15 protein-coding genes are annotated in these 20246 nt (G+C 72.7%); 8 read left to right on the plus strand and 7 right to left on the minus strand.

Going from position 1 to position 20246, the window contains the following annotated elements; genetic code table 11:
• Positions 1 to 10: 10 nt before the first annotated feature.
• The 4 genes from SRB5_RS13475 to SRB5_RS13490 all read right to left on the minus strand — a co-directional run bounded on the left by SRB5_RS13475 (position 11) and on the right by SRB5_RS13490 (position 6530).
• Positions 11 to 742 (minus strand): class I SAM-dependent methyltransferase, encoded by a 732-nt coding sequence (locus tag SRB5_RS13475; RefSeq protein WP_323377867.1) that lies wholly within the window; start codon positions 740 to 742, stop codon positions 11 to 13.
• Between the two features lie 104 nt (positions 743 to 846).
• A complete protein-coding gene (locus tag SRB5_RS13480) occupies positions 847 to 3252 on the minus strand; it encodes an ATP-binding SpoIIE family protein phosphatase (protein ID WP_153452169.1) in 2406 nt (801 codons plus the stop codon).
• A gap of 196 nt (positions 3253 to 3448) precedes the next feature.
• Positions 3449 to 5887 carry an MFS transporter gene (locus tag SRB5_RS13485; RefSeq protein ID WP_153452170.1) on the minus strand — a complete coding sequence of 813 codons (2439 nt, stop codon included), beginning with the start codon at positions 5885 to 5887 and terminating at the stop codon, positions 3449 to 3451.
• Between the two features lie 199 nt (positions 5888 to 6086).
• The gene (locus SRB5_RS13490) at positions 6087 to 6530 is read right to left on the minus strand and encodes an SRPBCC family protein (protein ID WP_153452171.1); all 444 of its coding nucleotides are present in this window, start codon (positions 6528 to 6530) and stop codon (positions 6087 to 6089) included.
• 104 nt (positions 6531 to 6634) lie between these two features.
• On the opposite strand from SRB5_RS13490, the gene SRB5_RS13495 reads away from it, so the two are divergent.
• The gene (locus SRB5_RS13495) at positions 6635 to 7831 is read left to right on the plus strand and encodes an RNA polymerase sigma factor (protein ID WP_153452172.1); all 1197 of its coding nucleotides are present in this window, start codon (positions 6635 to 6637) and stop codon (positions 7829 to 7831) included.
• 7 nt (positions 7832 to 7838) lie between these two features.
• Here SRB5_RS13495 and SRB5_RS13500 read toward each other — a convergent pair whose 3' ends face one another.
• Positions 7839 to 8195 carry a YciI family protein gene (locus tag SRB5_RS13500; protein ID WP_153452173.1) on the minus strand — a complete coding sequence of 119 codons (357 nt, stop codon included), beginning with the start codon at positions 8193 to 8195 and terminating at the stop codon, positions 7839 to 7841.
• A 456-nt stretch (positions 8196 to 8651) separates the two neighbouring features.
• Between SRB5_RS13500 and SRB5_RS13505 the strand changes: the two genes are divergently transcribed.
• Positions 8652 to 9692, plus strand: a complete 1041-nt coding sequence (locus tag SRB5_RS13505; protein WP_153452174.1) for an Rv2578c family radical SAM protein — start codon at positions 8652 to 8654, stop codon at positions 9690 to 9692.
• Between the two features lie 6 nt (positions 9693 to 9698).
• Here the strand turns inward: SRB5_RS13505 and SRB5_RS13510 are convergent, their stop codons facing one another.
• Positions 9699 to 10322, minus strand: a complete 624-nt coding sequence (locus tag SRB5_RS13510) for a HEAT repeat domain-containing protein (RefSeq protein WP_153452175.1) — start codon at positions 10320 to 10322, stop codon at positions 9699 to 9701.
• A gap of 129 nt (positions 10323 to 10451) precedes the next feature.
• Between SRB5_RS13510 and SRB5_RS13515 the strand changes: the two genes are divergently transcribed.
• The 3 genes from SRB5_RS13515 (at position 10452) to SRB5_RS13525 (ending at position 13849) form a co-directional block, all read left to right on the plus strand.
• Positions 10452 to 10991 carry an SRPBCC family protein gene (locus tag SRB5_RS13515; protein ID WP_153452176.1) on the plus strand — a complete coding sequence of 180 codons (540 nt, stop codon included), beginning with the start codon at positions 10452 to 10454 and terminating at the stop codon, positions 10989 to 10991.
• A 241-nt stretch (positions 10992 to 11232) separates the two neighbouring features.
• Positions 11233 to 13044 (plus strand): 3-hydroxyacyl-CoA dehydrogenase family protein, encoded by a 1812-nt coding sequence (locus SRB5_RS13520; protein WP_153452177.1) that lies wholly within the window; start codon positions 11233 to 11235, stop codon positions 13042 to 13044.
• A gap of 22 nt (positions 13045 to 13066) precedes the next feature.
• Positions 13067 to 13849 (plus strand): TetR family transcriptional regulator, encoded by a 783-nt coding sequence (locus SRB5_RS13525; protein WP_153452178.1) that lies wholly within the window; start codon positions 13067 to 13069, stop codon positions 13847 to 13849.
• 458 nt (positions 13850 to 14307) lie between these two features.
• On the opposite strand, the gene SRB5_RS13530 is transcribed toward SRB5_RS13525, so the two are convergent.
• Positions 14308 to 15390 carry an RDD family protein gene (locus SRB5_RS13530; protein ID WP_194292922.1) on the minus strand — a complete coding sequence of 361 codons (1083 nt, stop codon included), beginning with the start codon at positions 15388 to 15390 and terminating at the stop codon, positions 14308 to 14310.
• A 546-nt stretch (positions 15391 to 15936) separates the two neighbouring features.
• Between SRB5_RS13530 and ccrA the strand changes: the two genes are divergently transcribed.
• From ccrA to SRB5_RS13545, 3 genes are read left to right on the plus strand one after another with little or no spacing between them, the layout of a single operon-like run.
• Complete coding sequence (ccrA, locus tag SRB5_RS13535; protein ID WP_323377868.1) at positions 15937 to 17274, plus strand: crotonyl-CoA carboxylase/reductase; 1338 nt, start codon at positions 15937 to 15939, stop codon at positions 17272 to 17274.
• The gene (locus SRB5_RS13540; protein WP_153452247.1) at positions 17271 to 19283 is read left to right on the plus strand and encodes a protein meaA; all 2013 of its coding nucleotides are present in this window, start codon (positions 17271 to 17273) and stop codon (positions 19281 to 19283) included. Before ccrA ends, SRB5_RS13540 begins: the two co-directional genes overlap by 4 nt.
• Positions 19280 to 20245, plus strand: a complete 966-nt coding sequence (locus tag SRB5_RS13545; RefSeq protein ID WP_153452180.1) for an HpcH/HpaI aldolase/citrate lyase family protein — start codon at positions 19280 to 19282, stop codon at positions 20243 to 20245. Before SRB5_RS13540 ends, SRB5_RS13545 begins: the two co-directional genes overlap by 4 nt.
• Position 20246 lies beyond the last annotated feature (1 nt).

Here is a 20246-nt window from a genome sequence, read left to right on the forward strand (position 1 = left end):
CAACAGAGGTCTACACCACTCGCGGCTGCCCCGCATACCCCGCGACCAGCCACTTCGACGGCAGTTCGAGCCTCGACCCGTCCGGTCCGAACTCAGTGGTCGCCAGCGGAAGATCCCCTTCCGCGAGCACCTCGAGACCCTCGTCGAGGAACAGCCGGGGCAGCGCCGCGTCGCTCACCTCGCCCGGCACGATCCCGTGCCCGAGCACCGGCAGCAGCCGGCTCGGCGGACCCCCGGGCCGCTGTGCCAGCCCCATCAGCACCGGCCTGGCGGCCTCCGCCAGCTCCACCGCGAAGATCCGCCCCCGCGCCCCCGCCAGGGCGGCCAGGCCCCGCACGATCCACGCCCGGTCGGACTCCGCCGCCTGGTGCAGCACCCCGCGCAGATACACGTTGCAGTCACCCGTCCGCTCACGCAGCCGCGCCACGGCGCCGGGGTCCGCCGCGTCCAGCGGCTCGTACGAGGACGCCCGGGCACCGTCCGCCGCCCGGGCCCGGGCTATCGCCGCCGCCGACAGGTCCACGCCGCGCACGTCGTCGAACCGCCCGGCGAGGAACCGGGTCTGCGTCCCGTTGCCGCAGCCCACGTCCACCACCGGCAGCCCGGGCCGGAAGTGGCCGGCGAACAGCGGCAGATGCGTCCCGGCGGCGAGCGGCGGCGGGGCGTCCCAGAACACCTCGCCCTCCGGGACGTCCTCCCAGTAGCCCTCCCACGCCTTGAGGCTGTCGGTGGACACGCTCACGGGGTACCTCCTGGTCGTCCGAATCGCGTCGTACGACGCACGATTTACGACACCTACCCGTATGCTCCCGGCACATGCCGCCGCCCCCGGGGCTCACGGATGCGTCAGCGCGCCCGCGGCAGCGCCTGCTCGAACCAGACCGACTTGCCGCGCGCGGTCCGCGCCGCGCCCCAGGCCGACGCCAGCCGGCTGACGATCCGCATCCCGCGCCCGAACTCGTCCTGCGCCCCGGCCGCCAGCAGCACCGGCGTACCCGGCTCGTCGTCGGTCACCTCGACCTGCAGCGACCTCCCGGACCGCACCAGCCGCAGCCCCACCCGCTCACCCGCCCCGTGCCGCACGGCGTTCGCGACGACCTCCCCCACCAGCAGCTCCACCGTGTCGGACGCCTCCGCCAGCCCCCACTCGGCGAGCTGCCCGCACACCAGCCGGCGGGCCGCCCCCGCCTGCTGCGGCACCCGCTCGAGCCGCCACCCGGCGACGTCCTCGCGGGGGATGCCGTTCAGCCGCGCCATCAGCAGCGCGACGTCGTCCTTGCGCCCCGTGACCCCCAGCGCGCGGATGATGGTGTCGCAGGCGTCGTCCATCGACGCGGCCGGATGGGCCGCCGACTCGCACAGCGTCGCCAGCCGTACGCCGATGTCCTCCCCCCGCACCTCGACCAGCCCGTCGGTGCACAGCACCAGCCGGTCCCCCGGGCCCACCGGGACCCGCGCCGTCTCGAACGGCACCCCGCCGACCCCGATGGGCGCCCCCGTCGGCACGTCCAGCAGCTCGCTGCGTCCACCGTCGGCCCGTACCAGAACGGGCGGGATGTGCCCGGCGTTCGACATCAGCAGACACGACTCGACGGGGTCGTAGACGACGTACAGACAGGTCGCCAGATAGTGCTCGCCCAGCCGCTGGGCCAGATCGTCGAGACTGCGCAGCAGCTGCGCGGGCGGCAGGTCGAGCGCCGCCATCGTCTGTACGGCGGTGCGCAGCTGGCCCATCATCGCCGCCGAGTTCAGCCCGTGGCCCATCACGTCGCCGACGACCAGCGCGGTGCGCGAGCCGGGGAGCTTCACCGCGTCGAACCAGTCGCCGCCGACGCGGCCGAGCAGGGTGCCGGGCAGATAGCGGGTCGCCACGTCGCAGCCGGCCATCCGCGCCTCGACGTGCGGCAGCATGCTGTCCTGCAGCGTCTCGGCGACGTTCTCCTGGTGGGTGTACATCCGGGCGTTGTCCAGCACCAGCCCGGCGCGGGCGGCGAGCTCCGCCCCGGTGACCCGGTCCATGTCGTTGAAGACGGGGCGCTCGCCGTGCCGCAGCAGGATCATGAAGCCCAGCACGACGTTACGGGCCTTCAGCGGGACGACCAGCATCGAACGCCCCGTGATGAGCGGGCGGATGTCCCGTTTCTCGAACTGGGCGGCGATCCGGGTGCCCATCTCCTCGCTGATCCGCGGGACGAGCACCGGCTCGCCGGTCGTCATGCACTGAAAGAACGGCGTGTGCACGGGAAAGGGCATCGATTCGCCGACCGGCACCACGTCGTCCCAGCGGCCCGGCTCGTCGTCGTGCTCCACGGCGACGCGGTGCCACATCGTGGTGGCGTCCGGCGGTCCGTCGGGGAAGCCCTCGCCGGCGACGACCTGTTCGCGCAGATAGGTGCCGGCGACGTCGGTGAAGCGGGGCACCACGGCGGCGCTCACCTCGTGGATCGTCCGGGCCAGGTCGAGGGAGGTGCCGATGCGGCCGCTCACCTCGTTGAGGAACTCCAGCCGCTCCCGGACGGCCGCGTACTCGAGGTCCTGCTCCGGGTCCGGTACGGCGGGTCCCCGCGCGTCGCCGACGGCGGTGTCCGCCTCGGTGCGGGCGCGCCGCTCCTGGCGGACGGCCCGCTGCGAGACGCCCCAGTCCGGCGTGACGGGCACCCGGCGCCGGCGGCTGATCTCCAGCACCGGATAGCCGAGGTCGAGCACCTGGGACACCACGCGGCCGCTCTCCGCGGGGCTCATGTTCGGCAGGATCTCCGGCAGCCGGCGGGCCAGCTCCGCGGCGTCCGGGAACTCGGTGTGCAGCGCGAAGCCGGGGGCGATCCCCTGCCCCCGCGGATCGGCGCCGGTGATCCGGGCGGTGTCCGCGGCCAGCACCAGCAGCCGCCCGGTCCCCGGCCCGACCAGCGGATAGCCCCACCACAGCACGTCACGGGCGCCCGGCCCGGGGGCGGCGATCCGGGCCCGACCGGCGGTCGGATACGCGGCGGGGACACCCTCGAGGTCCAGCTCGGGGCCGTACTCGTCGGTGTAACCGCCCGAGGCCCGGCCGGAACGGGCGGCGAGGGCCCCGGCGACGGGCATCAGCTCGGCGGCGGGAACGCCCACGGCCTCCTCACGACTGGAACCGAACAGGCGTCTGGCGCCCGAACTCCAGTGCGTGACGAGCCCGTGCCCGTCCACGACGACGACGCCCAGCGGAATTCTGCCGGGAACCGCGTCCGGGGGCGTGTTGCTCATGCCTGGGGCCATGACTCAGGCTCCTTCAGCGCGTGCACTCCGGTCGGCGAGGGGCTCGCTTACGGACCACAGTAGCCCTGGCCACGGCTCGCCGAGGGGCAACCGCCAATCTCGACCAGCTAGTTGAAGGTGCGACCACCGGGACCGTGAGTCCCCCAGGTCAGACCACAGATCGCCGTCACCCGCGCCGGCCCCGCCGGCCCCGCGCTCAGTCCTCGTGCGCCAGCTGCACGTCCCGCTCCGTACGCCCGCCGCCCGCGAGCCGCAGCACCGTGGCGACGGGCGGATAACCGGCGGCGATCACGGTGTACTCACCGGCCGCCAGATCCGTGAAGCGGAATACCCCGTCGTCCCCCGTGGTCCCGGTGTCCACCACGTTCCCCGCGGCGTCGAGCAGCGTCACCCGCGCGTCCTGGACCGGACGCCCCCCGGTGCCCCGGACAGTCCCCCGCAGCACCGCCCCGCCGGCCAGCCGCACGTCCTGCCGCGTCTCGCGCGCCGCCCGCACGCTCACCGGCAGCGCCGCCGGCCGGAAGGCGGGCGCACTGGCGGCGAGGGTGTACTCCCCCGCGACCAGCGCCCCGATCGCGTATCCCCCGTCGGAGTCGCTGCGCGTCGACGCGACGACCTCCCCCCGCGCGTCGGTGAGCGTGACGTTGGCGTCACCGAGGGCGGCACCCTCCTCGGTGGTGATCCGCCCCGCGAGCCGACCCGCCCCGCCGAGCACCAGGTCGACCTCCACCGGGAGCTCCCCGACGGTGACCGTGACGGCCTGCGGCTGGTGCCCGCCGGCGGCGGCGATCAGCGTGTACGAACCGGAGTCCGGCGCGGGGAGCGTGAACCGCCCGTCCGCCCCGCTCGCGTCCCGCCCGATCTGGCGCCCGCGCACATCGATCAGCGTGAGCGCCGCCCGCGCCACGAAGCTGCCGTCCGCGTGCTGCACGGTCCCGCGCACCGCCGGCCCCGCACCGCCGTCCCGCGCGGCGGGCACCGAACCGCCGTCCGTCTCCCCGCCGGCCGGACGCTCGTAGACGAACCGGTCGTCGTACGCGGAGGGCTCGTCGAAGCCGGACGGCTCGCGGGCATCGTGGGACACGAGGGGTTTCTCCTTCAGACGGCAGGCGAGCAACAGCCCGAGCACGACGACGGGCACCAGATAGAGGAAGATCCGCGGCATGGCCTCCGCGTAGGCGTGGATGTATCCGTCACGCACCTCGGGCGGCAGGGCGTGCACCATCTGCGGGGTGATCGACTCGGCGTCGGGCAACGGCTGTCCGGCCCGCCGGGGCACGTCCTCGGCGAGGCGGTCGGCCAGCCGGTCGAAGAAGAGCGTGCCGAAGACGGCCGCCCCGACGCTGCCGCCGATCTGCCGGAAGTAGTTGTGCGCGCTGGTCGCGGAGCCCATGTCGGCGGGCGGCACGGCGTTCTGCACGGCGAGGATCAGCACCGGCAGCACCAGGCCGATCCCCAGGCCCAGCACGGCCATCCAGACGCTGTACGTGGCGCGCGGGGTGTCGGTCTCGAGCCGCGACAGCAGCCACATGCCGAGCGCGGCGAGGGCGCAGCCGAGGATCGGGTAGATCTTGTAGCGCCCGGTACGGGTGATGAGCTGACCGGAGGCGACGGAAGCGATGACGACGCCGCCCATCATCGGCAGCATCAGCAGCCCGGACTCCATGGCGCCGGCACCGTCGACCATCTGCAGGAAGGTCGGCAGATAGCTCGCCGCGCCGAACAGGGCGATGCCGACGACCGCCCCCACCAGGCTGGTGATGTTGAAGATGCCGATCCGGAAGAGCCGCAGCGGGATGATCGCCTGCGGGGCGAACCGTTCGACGAGCAGGAACAGCAGCCCGGCGGCCAGCGCCCCCGCGCCCAGCCCCAGGATGACGTCGTCCGTCCACGCGTACTCCATCCCGCCCCAGCTGGTCAGCAGGACCAGACAGGTCGACGCGACGGCAAGCAGCAGCGCGCCCAGGATGTCCAGCCGGGGCCGGACGGCGGGCCGGGGCAGCTTCAGCACGACGGCGACGACGGCGAGGGTGACCAGGCCGAAGGGGACGTTGAACCAGAAGCACCAGCGCCAGGAGAGATGGTCCGTGAAGAACCCGCCGAGCAGCGGTCCGGCCACCGAGGCGAGGCCGAACGAGGCGCCGATCAGGCCCATGTAGCGGCCGCGTTCCCGGGGCGGCACGATGTCCGCCATGATCGCCTGGACGCCGATCATCAGCCCGCCGCCGCCCACGCCCTGCACGGCGCGGAAGACGATCAGCGCGTTCATGGAGGGCGACCAGCCGGCCAGCGCGGAGCCCGCCACGAACACGACGATGGAAACGAGGAAGACACCCTTGCGGCCGAAGAGGTCGCCGAGCTTGCCGTAGACGGGCATGGCGATCGTCGCGGCGAGCAGATACGCGGTGATCGCCCACGACATGCGGTCCAGGCCGTGGAGTTCGCCGACCACCTCGGGCAGGGCGGTGGCGACGATCATCTGCTCCAGCGCGGCGAGGAGCAGCGCGAGCATCAGACCGAGAAAGACCAGGCGGACCCGGCGCGGGGCGAGCGGGACGTCGCCGGTGACAGCCACCCGCGGCTCGTCCGTCCCCACCACGCTCGTCGCCACTGCCACTCCCCGTCGTCCCGCCATGACCGACGCCCTTTCTCGCACCGGGCGAGGATGGCGGGCAAATGCGGCAACCCGGCTCGGACACGGGGCGCGTCAGCGGTCGGCGGGGGCGCGCGAGGCGCCCAACTGGGGGTTTACGGTCGTACGCGCGGGGCGGGCGGGTCCACACCCGCCCCGCGAAACCACCCGATCCAGTGATCCGGTGGGACGGCCGTCCGTGCTACTTCTCGGTCTCCGCGGCGAGGTTGGCGAGCAGCTCGTCGTAGATCCGGGCGAGTCCCTTGGGGGCGAAGGTCCGCTCGAAGAACCCGCCGATACCGCCGGCGCCGGTCCAGGTGCTGGTGACGACGACCCGGGCGCGGCCCTCCCCGGCGGGGGTGACGGTCCACTTCGTCACCATGCTGGAGTTGCGGTCCTTCTCGACCAGTTCGCCGTCGGTGGGTTCGGTGACCTCGACCAGACAGTCCCGTACCCGCTTCTTCGTCGCCTGCAGCTTCCAGCGCACGAGACTGCCCTCGCCGTCACCGCCCTCGCGGATCTCGAACGCGCTGTAGTTCGCGGGCAGCACCCGCTGCCGCGCCCCGGCGTAGTCCGCCAGGGCATCGAAGACGTCCTCGGGCTTGGCGCTGATCACGCGCTCGGTGGTGGCTTCGACCTGTCCCATGACGCAACCCAACCACCCGCCGCCCGTCCCGACAAATCCCCTGCCCAAGGCTTGACATCGTGTGGTCCGGCGGCTTTGTCGGTGCCGTGCGGCACACTGCGGTCATGGCGGACGTGTCGGCGGCGGTGGACCGGGTGTGGCGGCGGGAGGCGGCGAGCATGCTCGGCGTGCTCGGCCGGCGGCTGGGCGATCTGGACCTGGCGGAGGAGTCGCTGCAGGACGCCCTCGACCGGGCGCTGACCCGCTGGCCGGTGGAGGGGGTGCCGGAGCGGCCGGCGGGCTGGCTGGTCACGACGGCGTGGCGCAAGGCCCTGGACCGGCTGCGGCGGGAGGCGGCGGGGCGGGACAGGCTCGCGGCGCTGGCCGCCGAGCCGGTGCCGGAGCCGACGGGGGACGACCGGCTCGCGCTGGTCTTCGCGTGCTGTCATCCGGCGCTGTCCGAGCCGCATCAGGTGGCGCTGACGCTGCGGGCGGTCAGCGGGCTGACGACGCGGGAGATCGCCGCCGCGTTCCTGCTGCCGGAGGCGACGATCGCGCAGCGGCTCGTACGGGCGAAGCGGCGGCTGCGCGAGCGGGGGGTGCGGTTCGAGCCGCCGGTGCCCGGGGAGTACGGGGAGCGGCTGCGGGCCGTGCTGGCCGTCGTGTATCTGGTGTTCAACGAGGGGTATCTGGCGACGGCCGGGGCGTCGGCCGGCCGCCGGGATCTGGCCCGTGAGGGGGTGGAGCTGGCGCGGCAGCTGGCGGGGCTGATGCCGGCGGAGCCGGAGGCCGCGGGGCTCGCGGCGCTGCTGGAGCTGCATCAGGCGCGGGCGGCGGGGCGGTTCGACGACGGGGGGCGGCTGGTGCTGCTGGAGGACCAGGACCGGGGCGGCTGGGACCGGGCGCTGATCGGTGCGGCGGTGGCCCGGCTGCGGCGCGCGGCGGCCCGCGACGCCCCCGGCCCGTACCAGCTGCAGGCGGCGATCGCGGCCCAGCACGCGCTGGCGCCGGACTACGGGGCGACGGACTGGAAGGTGATCCGCGAGCTGTACGACACGCTGCACGCGCTGAGCCCGTCGCCGGTCGTCCTGCTGTCCCGGGCGGTGGCCACGCGGTACGCCGTGGACGCGCGGACGGCGCTCGCCGAGGTCGACGCCCTCGGCGAGCGCCTGGACGGCTACCGCCTGCTGCACGCAACGCGGGCGGAGCTGCTGCGCGCCCTGGGCCGCGGCCCGGAGGCGGACGCGGCCACCCGGCGGGCGCTGGCCCTGGCCACCAACCCGGCGGAGCGGGAGCTGCTGTCCCGCCGGCTGGGCGCCTGACGGCCGCTCACTGCACGGTGGGCCGGACCTCGACGGTCTCCCAGCCCTCGCGGATCCCGGGCCAGCCGGCGGCGACGTTCACGGCGTCGTCGATGTCGTCGGCCCGCAGGATGATGAACCCGCCGATGACCTCCTTGAGCTCGAGGTACGGCCCGTCGGTGACGACGGGGAGCCCGTCCTTGTCCGGCGCGAGGGTCTTCGCCTTGCGCGGGGTGTCGAGCTCCGCCCCGCCGCTCTCGACCTTGCCCTGCTCCCGCCATCTGGTCAGCCATTCGCCCCGGGCGGCGTAGGCCTCCTTCTTCTGCTGGTCGTCCATCGCCTCCCAGGCGGCTTCGTCGCCGTGGATGAGCATGACGTACTTCATGGGACGTGCTCCTTCTCGTGCCGTTCCGTCTGTCTTCCCCGGGATGACGAACGGGACACCGGCGGAATCGACACACGCCCGCGAAGTTTTCTCCGGAACCCCCGGAACGAACAAGGCCTCCCCCGCGTACGGAGGAGGCCGAGGCACAGGGCGCCCGAGATCAAGGACCGGCGACGGATCACAAAGCGTGCAACCGATGCACCTCGACCGGGAATCCCCGGCCGCCGGGAGTCGAACCCGGACCTCTCGTACCAGAAACGAAGTAACCGTCACCCAGCGCACCGGGCGCCCCCGGTGCCTGAAGTCGTGCATCCGGCGGTCGAGGACCGCCCGGACACGGACCAGCTTAGGCCGAAGCCCCGGTCCGGCCCCACAGGTTTTCGGGGCGGGGGATCCCACTCGACGCGAAGGGAACAGGTGTTCTATTCTCAGGTTCGAGCGATACGGGAGGTCCGCATGCGGTGGGAGAATCTGGGCGACGACGACACGGGGGACCGGAGGGTCACCGGACCGGCGACCCTCTTCGGCACCGATGTGGTGACGCGGCGATTCGACACGCCCGAGTTCGCCGGGATCACGTTCCACGAGGTCAGAGCGCGATCGGTGATCAACCGGGTGCCGGGGGCGTCACGCATGCCGTTCGAGTGGACGGTCAATCCGTACCGGGGTTGCAGTCACGCCTGCGTCTACTGTTTCGCCCGCAAGACCCACAGCTATCTGGACCTGGACACCGGCCTCGGGTTCGACTCGCAGATCGTCGTCAAGGTCAACGCCGGCGACGTGCTCCGGCGGGAGCTGGCCGGCAGGCGGTGGACCGGGGCGCACATCGCGATGGGCACCAACGTCGACTGCTACCAGCGGGCGGAGGGCCGGTACGCCTTGATGCCGCGCATCCTGGCGGCGCTGCGGGACTACGCCAACCCGTACTCGATCCTCACCAAGGGCACCCTGATCCTGCGCGACCTCGACCTGCTGAAGGAGTCCGCCCGGGTGACGGACGTCGGGGTCGCCGTCTCCGTCGGCTTCCTGGACCCCGAGCTGTGGCGCACCGTCGAGCCCGGTACCCCTGCCCCGCAGCGCCGGCTCGACGTGGTCCGCACCCTCACCGCGCACGGCATCGACTGCGGCGTGCTGATGGCCCCCGTCATCCCCTTCCTCGGCGACTCGCCGGAGCAACTGCGCGCCACCGTCCGCGCGATCGCCGCCGCCGGGGCGACGTCCGTGACACCCCTGGTCCTGCATCTGCGGCCGGGGGCACGGGAATGGTTCACGGCCTGGCTGCGGCAGCACCACCCGCACCTCGTCCACCGCTACCGCACGATGTACGCGGGCGGCACCTACGCCCCCACCTGGTACCAGCGCCACATCACCCGCCAGGTCCACGAGTTCGCCCGGGAGGCCGGCATCGGCCCCGCGCACCGGGGCCGGGCCCGGCACATCGAACCGGAGCCCGCGGCGCCCGAGACCCCGGAGCCGACCCAGCTCACGCTGCTCTGAGCGGCCTCAGGCGCTCGAGGTCGACCCCCGCCAGATCCGCGCCAGCGCCTCCCCCGCAGGCTCGCGCAGCTCGGCGAAGACGCGGGCGGAGGTCAGGACCGGGACCGCCCGTTCGTCACCCATCGTGGCCAGCCCCTCGATGCAGGCGGCGGCCACCGACCAGTGGTGGTCCGGGCCCCGGACCTGCCGCTCCAGGGCGCTGATCAGCGCGGGCACCGACTCCGGCGCGCGCAGCCGGCCCAGCAGCCGGACGGCCTGCAGGGAGTACGAGGTGCGCAGCGGGTTCGTCGCCAGGGCCGCCGCAGCGCGCGCCGTACGGGGGTCGCCGAGGCGGGCCAGGGCGACGGCGGCCGTGGCGGCGCGGACCGGATCGCGGTAGTTGAGCAGCAGGACCAGCGTCTCGAACGCCCGCCGGTCACCCGCCGTGCCGAGGGTGAAGGCGGCCAGCTCACGGGCCCAGAGCGGGTATCCCGGAAGTTCCAGTACTCGCGCCAGCTCGTCCCGGGACGCGGCCGCGTCCTGCCGGGCGAAGGTGACGGTCCGCTGGTAGAGCGCCCATTGGGCGTGCCCCTTCACCTCGCCCCGGATCCGGTCCGTCAGTGTCCGGAAGTCGTCGTCGCGCCGATGCATGAGCCCGCCCCCAACCCGTCGCAGCAGATCCAGGGTAGGCGCTGGGGCCGCCCGGCCGAACGGGTCAAACGCCACGTATTCACTACTTCGTGTAGGACGGCGGCGCGTCGGCCGTGGGATCGTCGGATCATGACCACCGGTGACGCACCAGCCCTCGGCACCTTCGTTCCGCCCGCCGACGGGGGCCCCGCGGTGCGCTGCACCCGGATGTACGCGCATCCCGTGGAGCGCGTGTGGCGGTTCGTGACGCAGCCCGCGGAGCTGGCCCGGTGGTTCCCGTGCGAGGCCGCCGTCGAGCTGCGCGCGGGCGGCACGGTCCGCTTCGGCTCCGACCCGGACCTGCCGGGCTCGGCCGGGCGGGTGCTGGCCGTGACCTCGTACCGGCATCTCTCCTTCACCTGGGGCGAGGACGAGATCCGCCTCGACCTGGAGCCGGACGGCACGGTGGCCACGCGGCTCCACCTCACCGACACGCTGGCGTCGGCCGACACCGCGGCCCGGGACGCGGCGGGCTGGGACGTCTGCCTCGACGCGCTCACCGCGGCCCTGGACGGCGAGGAGGATCCGGGGCCGCACCACACGGGGCCCACCGCGGCCTGGCGGGCCCGCTACGACGCGTACATCGCCGCGGGCGTCCCGTTCGGCGCACCCGTCCCGGGGCTGGACTGACGTCCCCGAAAAGAGATACGCGGCCCTCTGGCGCCGAAGTTACCCGTGGGTTAATCTGCTCGTACGAGCGGGAACCCGCTCCGGTGGCCGGTGACGCGGCCTCCGTTGTCGCATTCGGTTCAGTGACTTCAGTACGGCCCGGCCCCGGGACAGGGCCGGCCGCCCTCATCTCAGCTCACTCCCCCGCCGCGCGCGTGCGCCCTCGCGCCCCGCGGCAGCCGACTGCGCCTGGAGTCCTGCCATGTCCCCTTCCACTTCGCCTTCCCCCGACACCCGCCCCTCCCTGCGTACCGTCGCCGTCGTCGGCCTCGGCACCATGGGCACCGGCATCGCCGAGGTGCTGGCCCGCGCCGGCCGTGAGGTGATCGGCGTCGACATCAGCCCCGACGCCGCCCGCCGGGCCTCCGTGTCCCTGGAGCATTCCACCGCGCGCGCCGTGGAGCGCGGCCGGCTGACGGAGGCCGAGCGCGTCGACGTGCTCGCCCGCTTCCGCACGTTCACCGAGATCGACGCGGTGGCCGCTGCCGACCTGGTCATCGAGGTCGTGCCCGAGAGCTACGACGCCAAGCGCGAGGTCTTCGCCGGCCTGGACCGCGTCGTGCGCCCTGACGCCATCCTCGCCACCGGCACCAACGCCCTGTCCGTCACCCGGCTGGCCGCCGACTCGGCCCGCCCGGAGCGGGTGCTGGGGCTGCACTTCTTCAACCCCGCGCAGGCCATGAAGCTGGTCGAGATCGTCTCCTGCGTGCTCACCGACCCCCGCGCGGTCGCGGCCGTCACCGATCTGGCCCTCGATCTGGGCAAGGAGCCCGTCGCGGTCGGCGACCGGCCCGGGTTCATCGCCGACGGCCTGCTCTTCGGCTACCTCAACCAGGCCGCCGCCATGTACGAGGCGCGCTACGCCACCCGCGAGGACATCGACGCGGCCATGCGGCTCGGCTGCGGGCTGCCGATGGGCCCCCTCGCGCTGCTCGACCTGATCGGCGTCGACACCGCCTGCACCGTGCTGGAGGCGATGTACGCGGCCTCCCAGGACCGGCTGCACGCCCCCGCGCCGATCCTCGCCCAGCTGGCCTCGGCGGGGCTGACCGGCCGCAAGGCGGGGCGCGGCTTCTACACCTACGCGGCGCCGGGGAGCGCGCAGGTGGTCCCGGACGGGCTCACGCCCGCCGGACGTGACGCCGACGCCGGCGGGCGCACCGTCCGCCGGGTCGGTGTCGCGGGCTCCGGCACGATGGCGAGCGGGATCGCGGAGGTGTTCGGCAAGGCCGGGTACGAGGTGGTCCTCGCCGCGCGCAGCCAGGAGAAGGCGGTGGCGGCGAAGGCCCGTATCGGCAAGTCGTTCCGGCGATCCGTCGACAAGGGCCGGCTGAGCGCGGCGGACGCGGAGGCGGCGCTCGGCCGGATCGTCCCGGCCGGTTCGCTGGACGCGTTCGCCGACGTGGACCTGGCGGTCGAGGCCGTCGCCGAGGACCTGGACGTCAAGCGGGAGCTGTTCGCGACGCTGGACAAGGTGTGCAAGGCGGGCGCGGTCCTCGCGACCACCACCTCGTCGCTCCCGGTGATCGCCTGCGCCCGCGCCACGTCGCGGCCGCAGGACGTGATCGGCATGCACTTCTTCAACCCGGCGCCGGCGATGAAGCTGGTCGAGGTGGTGAGCACCGTCCTCACCGGCGACGACGTGCGGGCCACGGTGCACGAGGTCTGCGGCGAGGTGCGCAAGCACGCGGTGGACTGCGGGGACCGGGCGGGGTTCATCGTCAACGCGCTGCTGTTCCCGTATCTGAACAACGCGGTCAAGATGGTCCAGGAGCACTACGCCACGCCGGACGACATCGACGCGGCCATCAAGCTGGGCGGCGGCTATCCGATGGGGCCGTTCGAGCTGCTGGACGTGGTCGGTCTGGACGTGTCGCTGGCCATCGAGCAGGTGCTGTACCGGGAGTTCCGCGACCCCGGGCTGGCGCCCGCGCCGCTGCTCGAGCACCTGGTGGCGGCGGGGTGCCTGGGCCGTAAGACCGGCCGGGGTTTCCGCGAGTATGCCCGCCGCTGACGCATGGAGTACGTTCACACTCATGTCGCAGCCTGCAAAGCCCACCCGTACGAACGCCGCCGGACAGCGCCTGAAGATGCGCCGCGAACTCGCGGCGGCAGCAATGCAGTTGTTCGCCACGAAGGGCTACGAGGCGACGACGGTGGACGAGATCGCGGCGACCGCGGGGGTGGCCCGGCGGACGTTCTTCCGGCACTTCCGGTCCAAGGAGGAGGCGATCTTCCCGGACCACGACGACACGCTCGAGCGGGTGAACGCGGTCCTCGACGCGGCCCCGCCGCACGAGAACCCGCTCGACACCGTGTGCCGGGGGATCAAGGAGGTCATGAAGATGTACGCGGCCTCCCCCGCGGTGTCCGTCGAGCGGTATCGCCTCACGCGTGAGGTGCCGACGCTGCGGGAGCGGGAGATCGCGTCCGTGTCGCGGTACGAGCGGCTGTTCACGCGGTATCTGCTCGGGCATTTCGACGAGGTCGCGCACCGGGGCGGGAGCGATGACCCGCTCCTCGCGGAGGTGGCGGCGTCCGCGGTGGTCACGGCGCACAACCACGTCCTGCGGCGGTGGCTGCGCGCGGGCGGTCAGGGGGACGTGGACACGCAGCTGGACCACGCCTTCGACGTGGTCCGCGAAACCTTCGGCACGGGGGTCGGCCGCTGGGGCGGGGTCGACCCCCGCGCGGCGGCGACTCCGTCGGTGACGGCTACCGCGGGGGACGAGGTTCTGGTGGCGGTCGCGCGCACGGACGCCCCTCTGGGGGAGGTCATGCGGACGATCGAGAAGGCCCTGGGCTCGCAGGCGCGGTAGGCCCCCAAGGGGCCGCGGCTCGCTCCTGGGGGCTCCGCCCCCAGACCCCGAATCGGCGCTGCGCGCCTCTGGCCTCAAGCGCCGGCCGGGCTGTTACGGCGCTGCGCGCCTTGTCCTCAAGCGCCGGACGGGCTGGGATGGGGTGTCTTCGCGCTCTTGGCCGTCGGCCGTGCGGAGTCGGCGCTGCGCGCCTCCGGCCTCAAACGCCGGCCGGGCTGGAAGGGGGTGTCTTTGCGCTCTCGGCCGCCGGCAGGCAGCTCGGCGCTGCGCGCCTTGTCCTCAAACGCCGGACGGGCTGGAAGGGGGTTCTTCCCGCTCTCGACCTGCGGCTGGATCGGGCATCATCAGCCATACCGTCGGCCAAGAGCGCAAAGCAGCCCCCTCAAGCCCGTCCGGCGTTTGAGGACGAGGCGCGCAGCGCCGACTCGACGGTGACCGGCAGTCGACGCCCGCCCCCCTCAGCGAGGGGCGTCGTCCCCCGGCGAGAGCCGGTTCTTCGCCTGACGGAGACGGCTCCCCAGCCGCCGCGCCGCGTCACTCTGACGCGCCTGCGCCAGCCGGGCCGCCGCCGCCTGAGCCGCGTTGCTGTCGCGGGCCTGAGCCAACCGGGACGCCGCCGCCTGAGCCGCACTGGAGTCCCGCGCCTGCGCCAGCCGCGCCCCCGCGGACTGGACCGCCTGGCTGTCCCGGGCCTGAGCGCCGAGCCCCGCCAGCCGGGACCCCGCCTGGCCGACGGCCCCGCCTGCCAGCCCCTTCATCTGCGCGCCCGCCGTGCCCGCGAGGCGTCGCGCCGCCTCCGCCCGGCAGAGGTCGACGACCAGCGTGCCGGACGCGCGGTCGTGCAGCGTGCGGCGCGTCGGGTCCGGACCCGTCAGGGCGTGGATCGGGTCCCAGGCGCCGACGCAGACGAGCAGAGCGCCCAGGGCGAGGACGAGGACGCCCGTGATCGTCACCCCCAGGGCCGCCATCCCGATCCCCGCGGGGATCGCCAGCAGCAGGCCCAGGACCAGCAGCGGAGGCCCGATCAGGGACCGTACGAGGGCGTGGCGGGCCGGGAGGCGGCGGGGCCGGCGGTCGGGGAGGTCGTGCGGGTGCGGCGGGCGGACCACCTTGACGCCCGCGAGCAGCCGGCCCGGCGTCGTACCGAACCAGTTCAGGCCCGCCCACTGGTACACCACCGGCAGGAACGCCACCGCGAGGACGATCACCGCGACACCGGCGAGCACCGGGACCAGCAGCTTGTCGACGAGGTCCTGCACGGCCGTGTCCAGCGCCGCCTCCCCCGCCGCCTCCGCGTGCCCGGCGACCAGCCGCGGCCAGGCGCTGCTGAACGCGTGCCGGAGGATGTCCTGCCAGAACACCGGGTCGGAGACCTGCGACTGCACGTACGCCACCAGCGCCCCGCTGACGGCGGCCCCCAGGGCCACGACCAGCGTCCAGGCGATCAGCTGGTCGACGGTGAACGCCAGCAGCCGCTTCCCCGTCCGGGCCACCGGCAGCGCCTCCCCCTGCGCGAGCGCGATCCGCGGCCGTTCGTCCACGAGAGGCGGTGCCGGAGGACCGCCCACGGGCGGACCCGGAGGCGGAGCGGGCGGGCCGCCGGGAGCTAGCGGCCCGCCCGGTCCCATCGGCGGCGGCGGGCCGAACCCGCCCGCCGTGCCGGGCTGTTGGGGTATCACGTACCGGTCCCCGTCCGGGGCGTGAGCGTCGTTCATGGTTCCGGATCATGCCCACCGGCCCGCGGCGGCGGCAACGCTTCCGGCCGTTTTGTGGCAAGTCCGTGTCAAAGCAACGAACGATGATCGCTCATCCGTGCCACCCCAATCGACATCTGAGTGAAATTCCTGGCACCGAGTGTCTTGCCGAGTGGCACGCCGTGCCATACCTTGAGGGTGTCCGGGCGGCCGGCGCATATCGAACAGAAGTGCGTCGGCTGTCCCCGCAAACGCATCACCGCGCGCCCGGACACGCCTCGTCACAGGCACGGCGCACACCCGCGCACCCAGCTTTCTCACTGAACCGACGGGCAACACCCCCGACGTCCCCCAAGCGTTCCCGCACCACGCGCTTCGCCGGAGGCACACACCGTGAACCAGATCCTTGACGCCATCATGGCGACCGACACGACCACCGCGGACTTCGCCGCGCTGCCCGTACCGGAGTCCTACCGCGCCGTCACCGTCCACAAGGACGAGGCCGGCATGTTCGAGGGCCTCGAGAGCCGCGAGAAGGACCCCCGCAAGTCCCTGCACGTCGAGGAGGTGCCGGTGCCCGCCCTGGGCCCCGGCGAGGCCCTCGTCGCCGTCATGGCCAGCTCGGTCAACTACAACTCGGTGTGGTCGAGCATCTTTGAGCCCATGTCCACCTTCGGCTTCCTGGAGCGTTACGGGCGGCTCAGCGACCTGGCCAAGCGCCACGACCTGCCGTACCACGTGATCGGCTCCGACCTCGCGGGCGTGGTGCTGCGCACCGGCCCCGGCGTCAACTCCTGGCAGCCCGGTGACGAGGTCGTCGCGCACTGTCTGTCCGTGGAGCTGGAGAGCTCCGACGGGCACAACGACACGATGCTCGACCCCGAGCAGCGCATCTGGGGCTTCGAGACGAACTTCGGCGGCCTGGCCGAGATCGCCCTGGTCAAGTCCAACCAGCTGATGCCCAAGCCCCAGCACCTGAGCTGGGAGGAGGCGGCCGCCCCGGGGCTGGTCAACTCCACCGCGTACCGCCAGCTCGTCTCACGCAACGGCGCGGGCATGAAGCAGGGCGACAACGTGCTGATCTGGGGCGCGAGCGGCGGGCTCGGCAGCTACGCCACCCAGTTCGCGCTGGCCGGCGGCGCCACGCCGATCTGTGTGGTCTCCAACCCGCAGAAGGCCGAGATCTGCCGCGCCATGGGCGCCGAGGCGATCATCGACCGCAACGCCGAGGGCTACAAGTTCTGGCAGGACGAGCACAACCAGGACCAGCGGGAGTGGAAGCGCTTCGGCAAGCGCATCCGCGAGCTCACCGGCGGCGAGGACGTCGACATCGTCTTCGAGCACCCGGGCCGCGAGACCTTCGGCGCCTCGGTGTACGTCACCCGCAAGGGCGGCACCATCGTGACCTGCGCGTCCACCTCGGGCTACCGGCACGAGTACGACAACCGGTATCTGTGGATGTCGCTGAAGAGCATCATCGGCTCTCACTTCGCCAACTACCGCGAGGCGTGGGAGGCCAACCGCCTGGTCGCCAAGGGCAAGATCCACCCGACGCTGTCCAAGACGTACTCCCTGGAGGAGACGGGCCAGGCCGCGTACGACGTGCACCGCAACCTCCACCAGGGCAAAGTCGGCGTGCTGTGCCTGGCCCCCGAGGAGGGTCTGGGTGTGCGCGACGAGGAGATGCGCGGTCAGCACATCGACGCGATCAACCGCTTCAGGAACATCTGATGGCACGGAGCAAGGACCGTCCGTGGCTGATGCGGACCTACGCGGGGCACTCCACCGCCGAGGCCTCGAACGAGCTCTACCGGCGCAACCTCGCCAAGGGCCAGACGGGCCTGTCGGTCGCGTTCGACCTGCCCACGCAGACCGGGTACGACCCCGACCACGTCCTCGCCCGCGGCGAGGTCGGCCGGGTCGGGGTCCCCGTCTCGCATCTGGGTGACATGCGCCGGCTCTTCCAGGACATCCCCCTGGACCGGATGAACACCTCGATGACCATCAACGCCACCGCCATGTGGCTGCTGGCGCTGTACCAGGTGGTCGCCGAGGAGCAGGGCGCCGACCTGGGGAAACTGTCGGGGACGACGCAGAACGACATCATCAAGGAGTACCTCTCCCGGGGGACGTACGTCTTCCCGCCCGGACCCAGCCTGCGGCTGACGACGGACACGATCGCGTACACGGTCGCCAGCGTCCCGAAGTGGAACCCGATCAATATCTGCAGCTACCACCTGCAGGAGGCCGGGGCCACGCCGGTGCAGGAGATCGCGTACGCGATGAGCACCGCGATCGCCGTGCTGGACGCGGTGCGCGACTCCGGGCAGGTGCCGGCCGGGAAGATGGGCGACGTCGTCGCGCGGATCTCCTTCTTCGTCAACGCCGGGGTGCGGTTCGTCGAGGAGATGTGCAAGATGCGGGCGTTCACCCGCATCTGGGACCAGGTCACCCGCGAGCGGTACGGCATCACCGACGCGCGGCAGCGGCGGTTCCGGTACGGGGTGCAGGTGAACTCGCTGGGCCTGACGGAGGCGCAGCCGGAGAACAACGTCCAGCGCATCGTGCTGGAGATGCTCGCCGTCACCCTGTCGAAGGACGCCCGCGCCCGCGCGGTGCAGCTGCCCGCCTGGAACGAGGCGCTGGGGCTGCCCCGGCCGTGGGACCAGCAGTGGTCGCTGCGGATCCAGCAGGTGCTGGCGCACGAGTCGGACCTGCTGGAGTACGAGGACATCTTCGCGGGCTCGACGGTGATCGAGGCGAAGGTGGCCGGGCTGGTCGACGAGGTGCTGGCCGAGATGGACCACATCGAGGAGCTCGGCGGCGCGGTCGCGGCCGTCGAGTCGGGGTACCTGAAGGCGCAGCTGGTCGCCTCGCACGCCGAGCGGCGGGCCCGGATCGAGTCGGGCGAGGAGAAGATCGTGGGGGTGAACTCGTACACCGAGACCGAGCCCTCCCCGCTCACCGCCGACCTGGACACCGCGATCATGACCGTGGACCCGGCGACCGAGCACCGGGTGGTGTCGGCGCTGCACGACTGGCGGCTGCAGCGCGACGAGGAGCGCGCCCAGCGGGCGCTGTCCGCGCTGAAGTCGGCCGCGGCCGGGACCGCCAATCTGATGGAGCCGACGCTGGAGTGCGCCCGGGCGGGTGTCACGACCGGTGAGTGGTCCTGGGCGCTGCGGGACGTCTTCGGCGAGTTCCGCGCCCCCACGGGCGTGTCGTCGGCGCCCGTGTCGACCGGCGGGGAGGAGGGCAGTTCGCTGGCCTCCGTACGGGCGAAGGTGTCCCGTACCGCCGAGGACCTCGGGGCCGGTCGGCTGCGGCTGCTCGTCGGCAAGCCCGGTCTGGACGGGCACAGCAACGGTGCCGAGCAGATCGCCGTACGGGCCCGGGACGCCGGGTTCGAGGTGGTCTACCAGGGCATCCGGCTGACCCCGGAGCAGATCGTCTCGGCGGCCGTCGCCGAGGACGTGCACTGCGTGGGCCTGTCGATCCTCTCCGGCTCGCACGCCGAGCTGGTCCCCGACGTCCTGGCGCGGCTGCGCCGGGCGGGGGTGGACGACATCCCGGTGGTCGTCGGCGGGATCATCCCGTCGGCGGACGCGAAAGTCCTGGTCGAAGCCGGTGTGGCAGCCGTCTTCACGCCGAAGGACTTCGGTATCACGGAGATCATCGGACGTATCGTCGACGAGATCCGCCAAGCGAACAAGCTCGACCCCCTGGAGGTATCCGCATGACCGGCCCTGTCAACCGTCTGCGCCCGCGCCGCAGCTGTCACGCCGTCCCGGGATCGAACCCCCGGTTCCTGGAGAAGGCGCAGGGCCTGCCCGCCGACCAGGTCTTCCTGGACCTGGAGGACGCGTGCGCGCCGCTGGCCAAGCCGGACGCCCGGCACACCATCGTGAAGTTCCTGAACGAGGGTGACTGGACCGGCAAGACCCGTGTCGTGCGGGTCAACGACTGGACCACGCACTGGACGTACCGCGACGTCGTCACGGTCGTCGAGGGCGCCGGCCAGAACCTCGACTGCATCATGCTGCCGAAGGTGCAGGACGCCCAGCAGGTCGTCGCGCTGGACCTGCTGCTGACGCAGATCGAGAAGACCATGGGCTTCGAGGTCGGGAAGATCGGCATCGAGGCGCAGATCGAGAACGCCAAGGGGCTCGTCAACGTCGACGAGATCGCCGCCGCCTCGCCGCGGCTGGAGGCAATCATCTTCGGCCCGGCGGACTTCATGGCGTCCATCAACATGAAGTCGCTCGTCGTGGGCGAGCAGCCGCCCGGCTACGACGCCGACGCGTACCACTACATCCTGATGCGGATCCTGATGGCCGCCCGCGCCAACGACCTGCAGGCGATCGACGGCCCGTACCTCCAGATCCGCGACACGGACGCCTTCGCGACGGTGGCCCGCCGGGCCGCGGCGCTGGGCTTCGACGGCAAGTGGACCCTGCACCCGGACCAGATCGGCCCGGCGAACGAGATCTTCTCGCCCTCGCAGGAGGACTACGACCACGCCGAGCTGATCCTGGACGCGTACGAGTACTGCACGTCCGAGGCCGGCGGCATGAAGGGCTCCGCGATGCTCGGCGACGAGATGATCGACGAGGCCAGCCGGAAGATGGCCCTGGTCATCTCGGGCAAGGGCCGGGCGGCCGGGATGACCCGGACGTCCAAGTTCGAGATTCCGGGGGCCTGAC

Origin of the sequence: Streptomyces smaragdinus (genome assembly GCF_009604385.1) — a bacterium.
GTDB lineage: Bacteria > Actinomycetota > Actinomycetes > Streptomycetales > Streptomycetaceae > Streptomyces > Streptomyces smaragdinus.

What these genes read in the sequence shown, in the direction of transcription:
- SRB5_RS13480 (WP_153452169.1), bottom strand. Translation starts at nt 3,252, where the DNA reads ATGGCCCCAGGCATGAGCAACACGCCCCCGGACGCGGTTCCCGGCAGA.
- SRB5_RS13485 (WP_153452170.1), bottom strand. Translation starts at nt 5,887, where the DNA reads ATGGCGGGACGACGGGGAGTGGCAGTGGCGACGAGCGTGGTGGGGACG.
- SRB5_RS13490 (WP_153452171.1), bottom strand. Translation starts at nt 6,530, where the DNA reads ATGGGACAGGTCGAAGCCACCACCGAGCGCGTGATCAGCGCCAAGCCC.
- SRB5_RS13495 (WP_153452172.1), top strand. Translation starts at nt 6,635, where the DNA reads ATGGCGGACGTGTCGGCGGCGGTGGACCGGGTGTGGCGGCGGGAGGCG.
- SRB5_RS13500 (WP_153452173.1), bottom strand. Translation starts at nt 8,195, where the DNA reads ATGAAGTACGTCATGCTCATCCACGGCGACGAAGCCGCCTGGGAGGCG.
- SRB5_RS13505 (WP_153452174.1), top strand. Translation starts at nt 8,652, where the DNA reads ATGCGGTGGGAGAATCTGGGCGACGACGACACGGGGGACCGGAGGGTC.
- SRB5_RS13510 (WP_153452175.1), bottom strand. Translation starts at nt 10,322, where the DNA reads ATGCATCGGCGCGACGACGACTTCCGGACACTGACGGACCGGATCCGG.
- SRB5_RS13515 (WP_153452176.1), top strand. Translation starts at nt 10,452, where the DNA reads ATGACCACCGGTGACGCACCAGCCCTCGGCACCTTCGTTCCGCCCGCC.
- SRB5_RS13520 (WP_153452177.1), top strand. Translation starts at nt 11,233, where the DNA reads ATGTCCCCTTCCACTTCGCCTTCCCCCGACACCCGCCCCTCCCTGCGT.
- SRB5_RS13525 (WP_153452178.1), top strand. Translation starts at nt 13,067, where the DNA reads ATGTCGCAGCCTGCAAAGCCCACCCGTACGAACGCCGCCGGACAGCGC.
- SRB5_RS13545 (WP_153452180.1), top strand. Translation starts at nt 19,280, where the DNA reads ATGACCGGCCCTGTCAACCGTCTGCGCCCGCGCCGCAGCTGTCACGCC.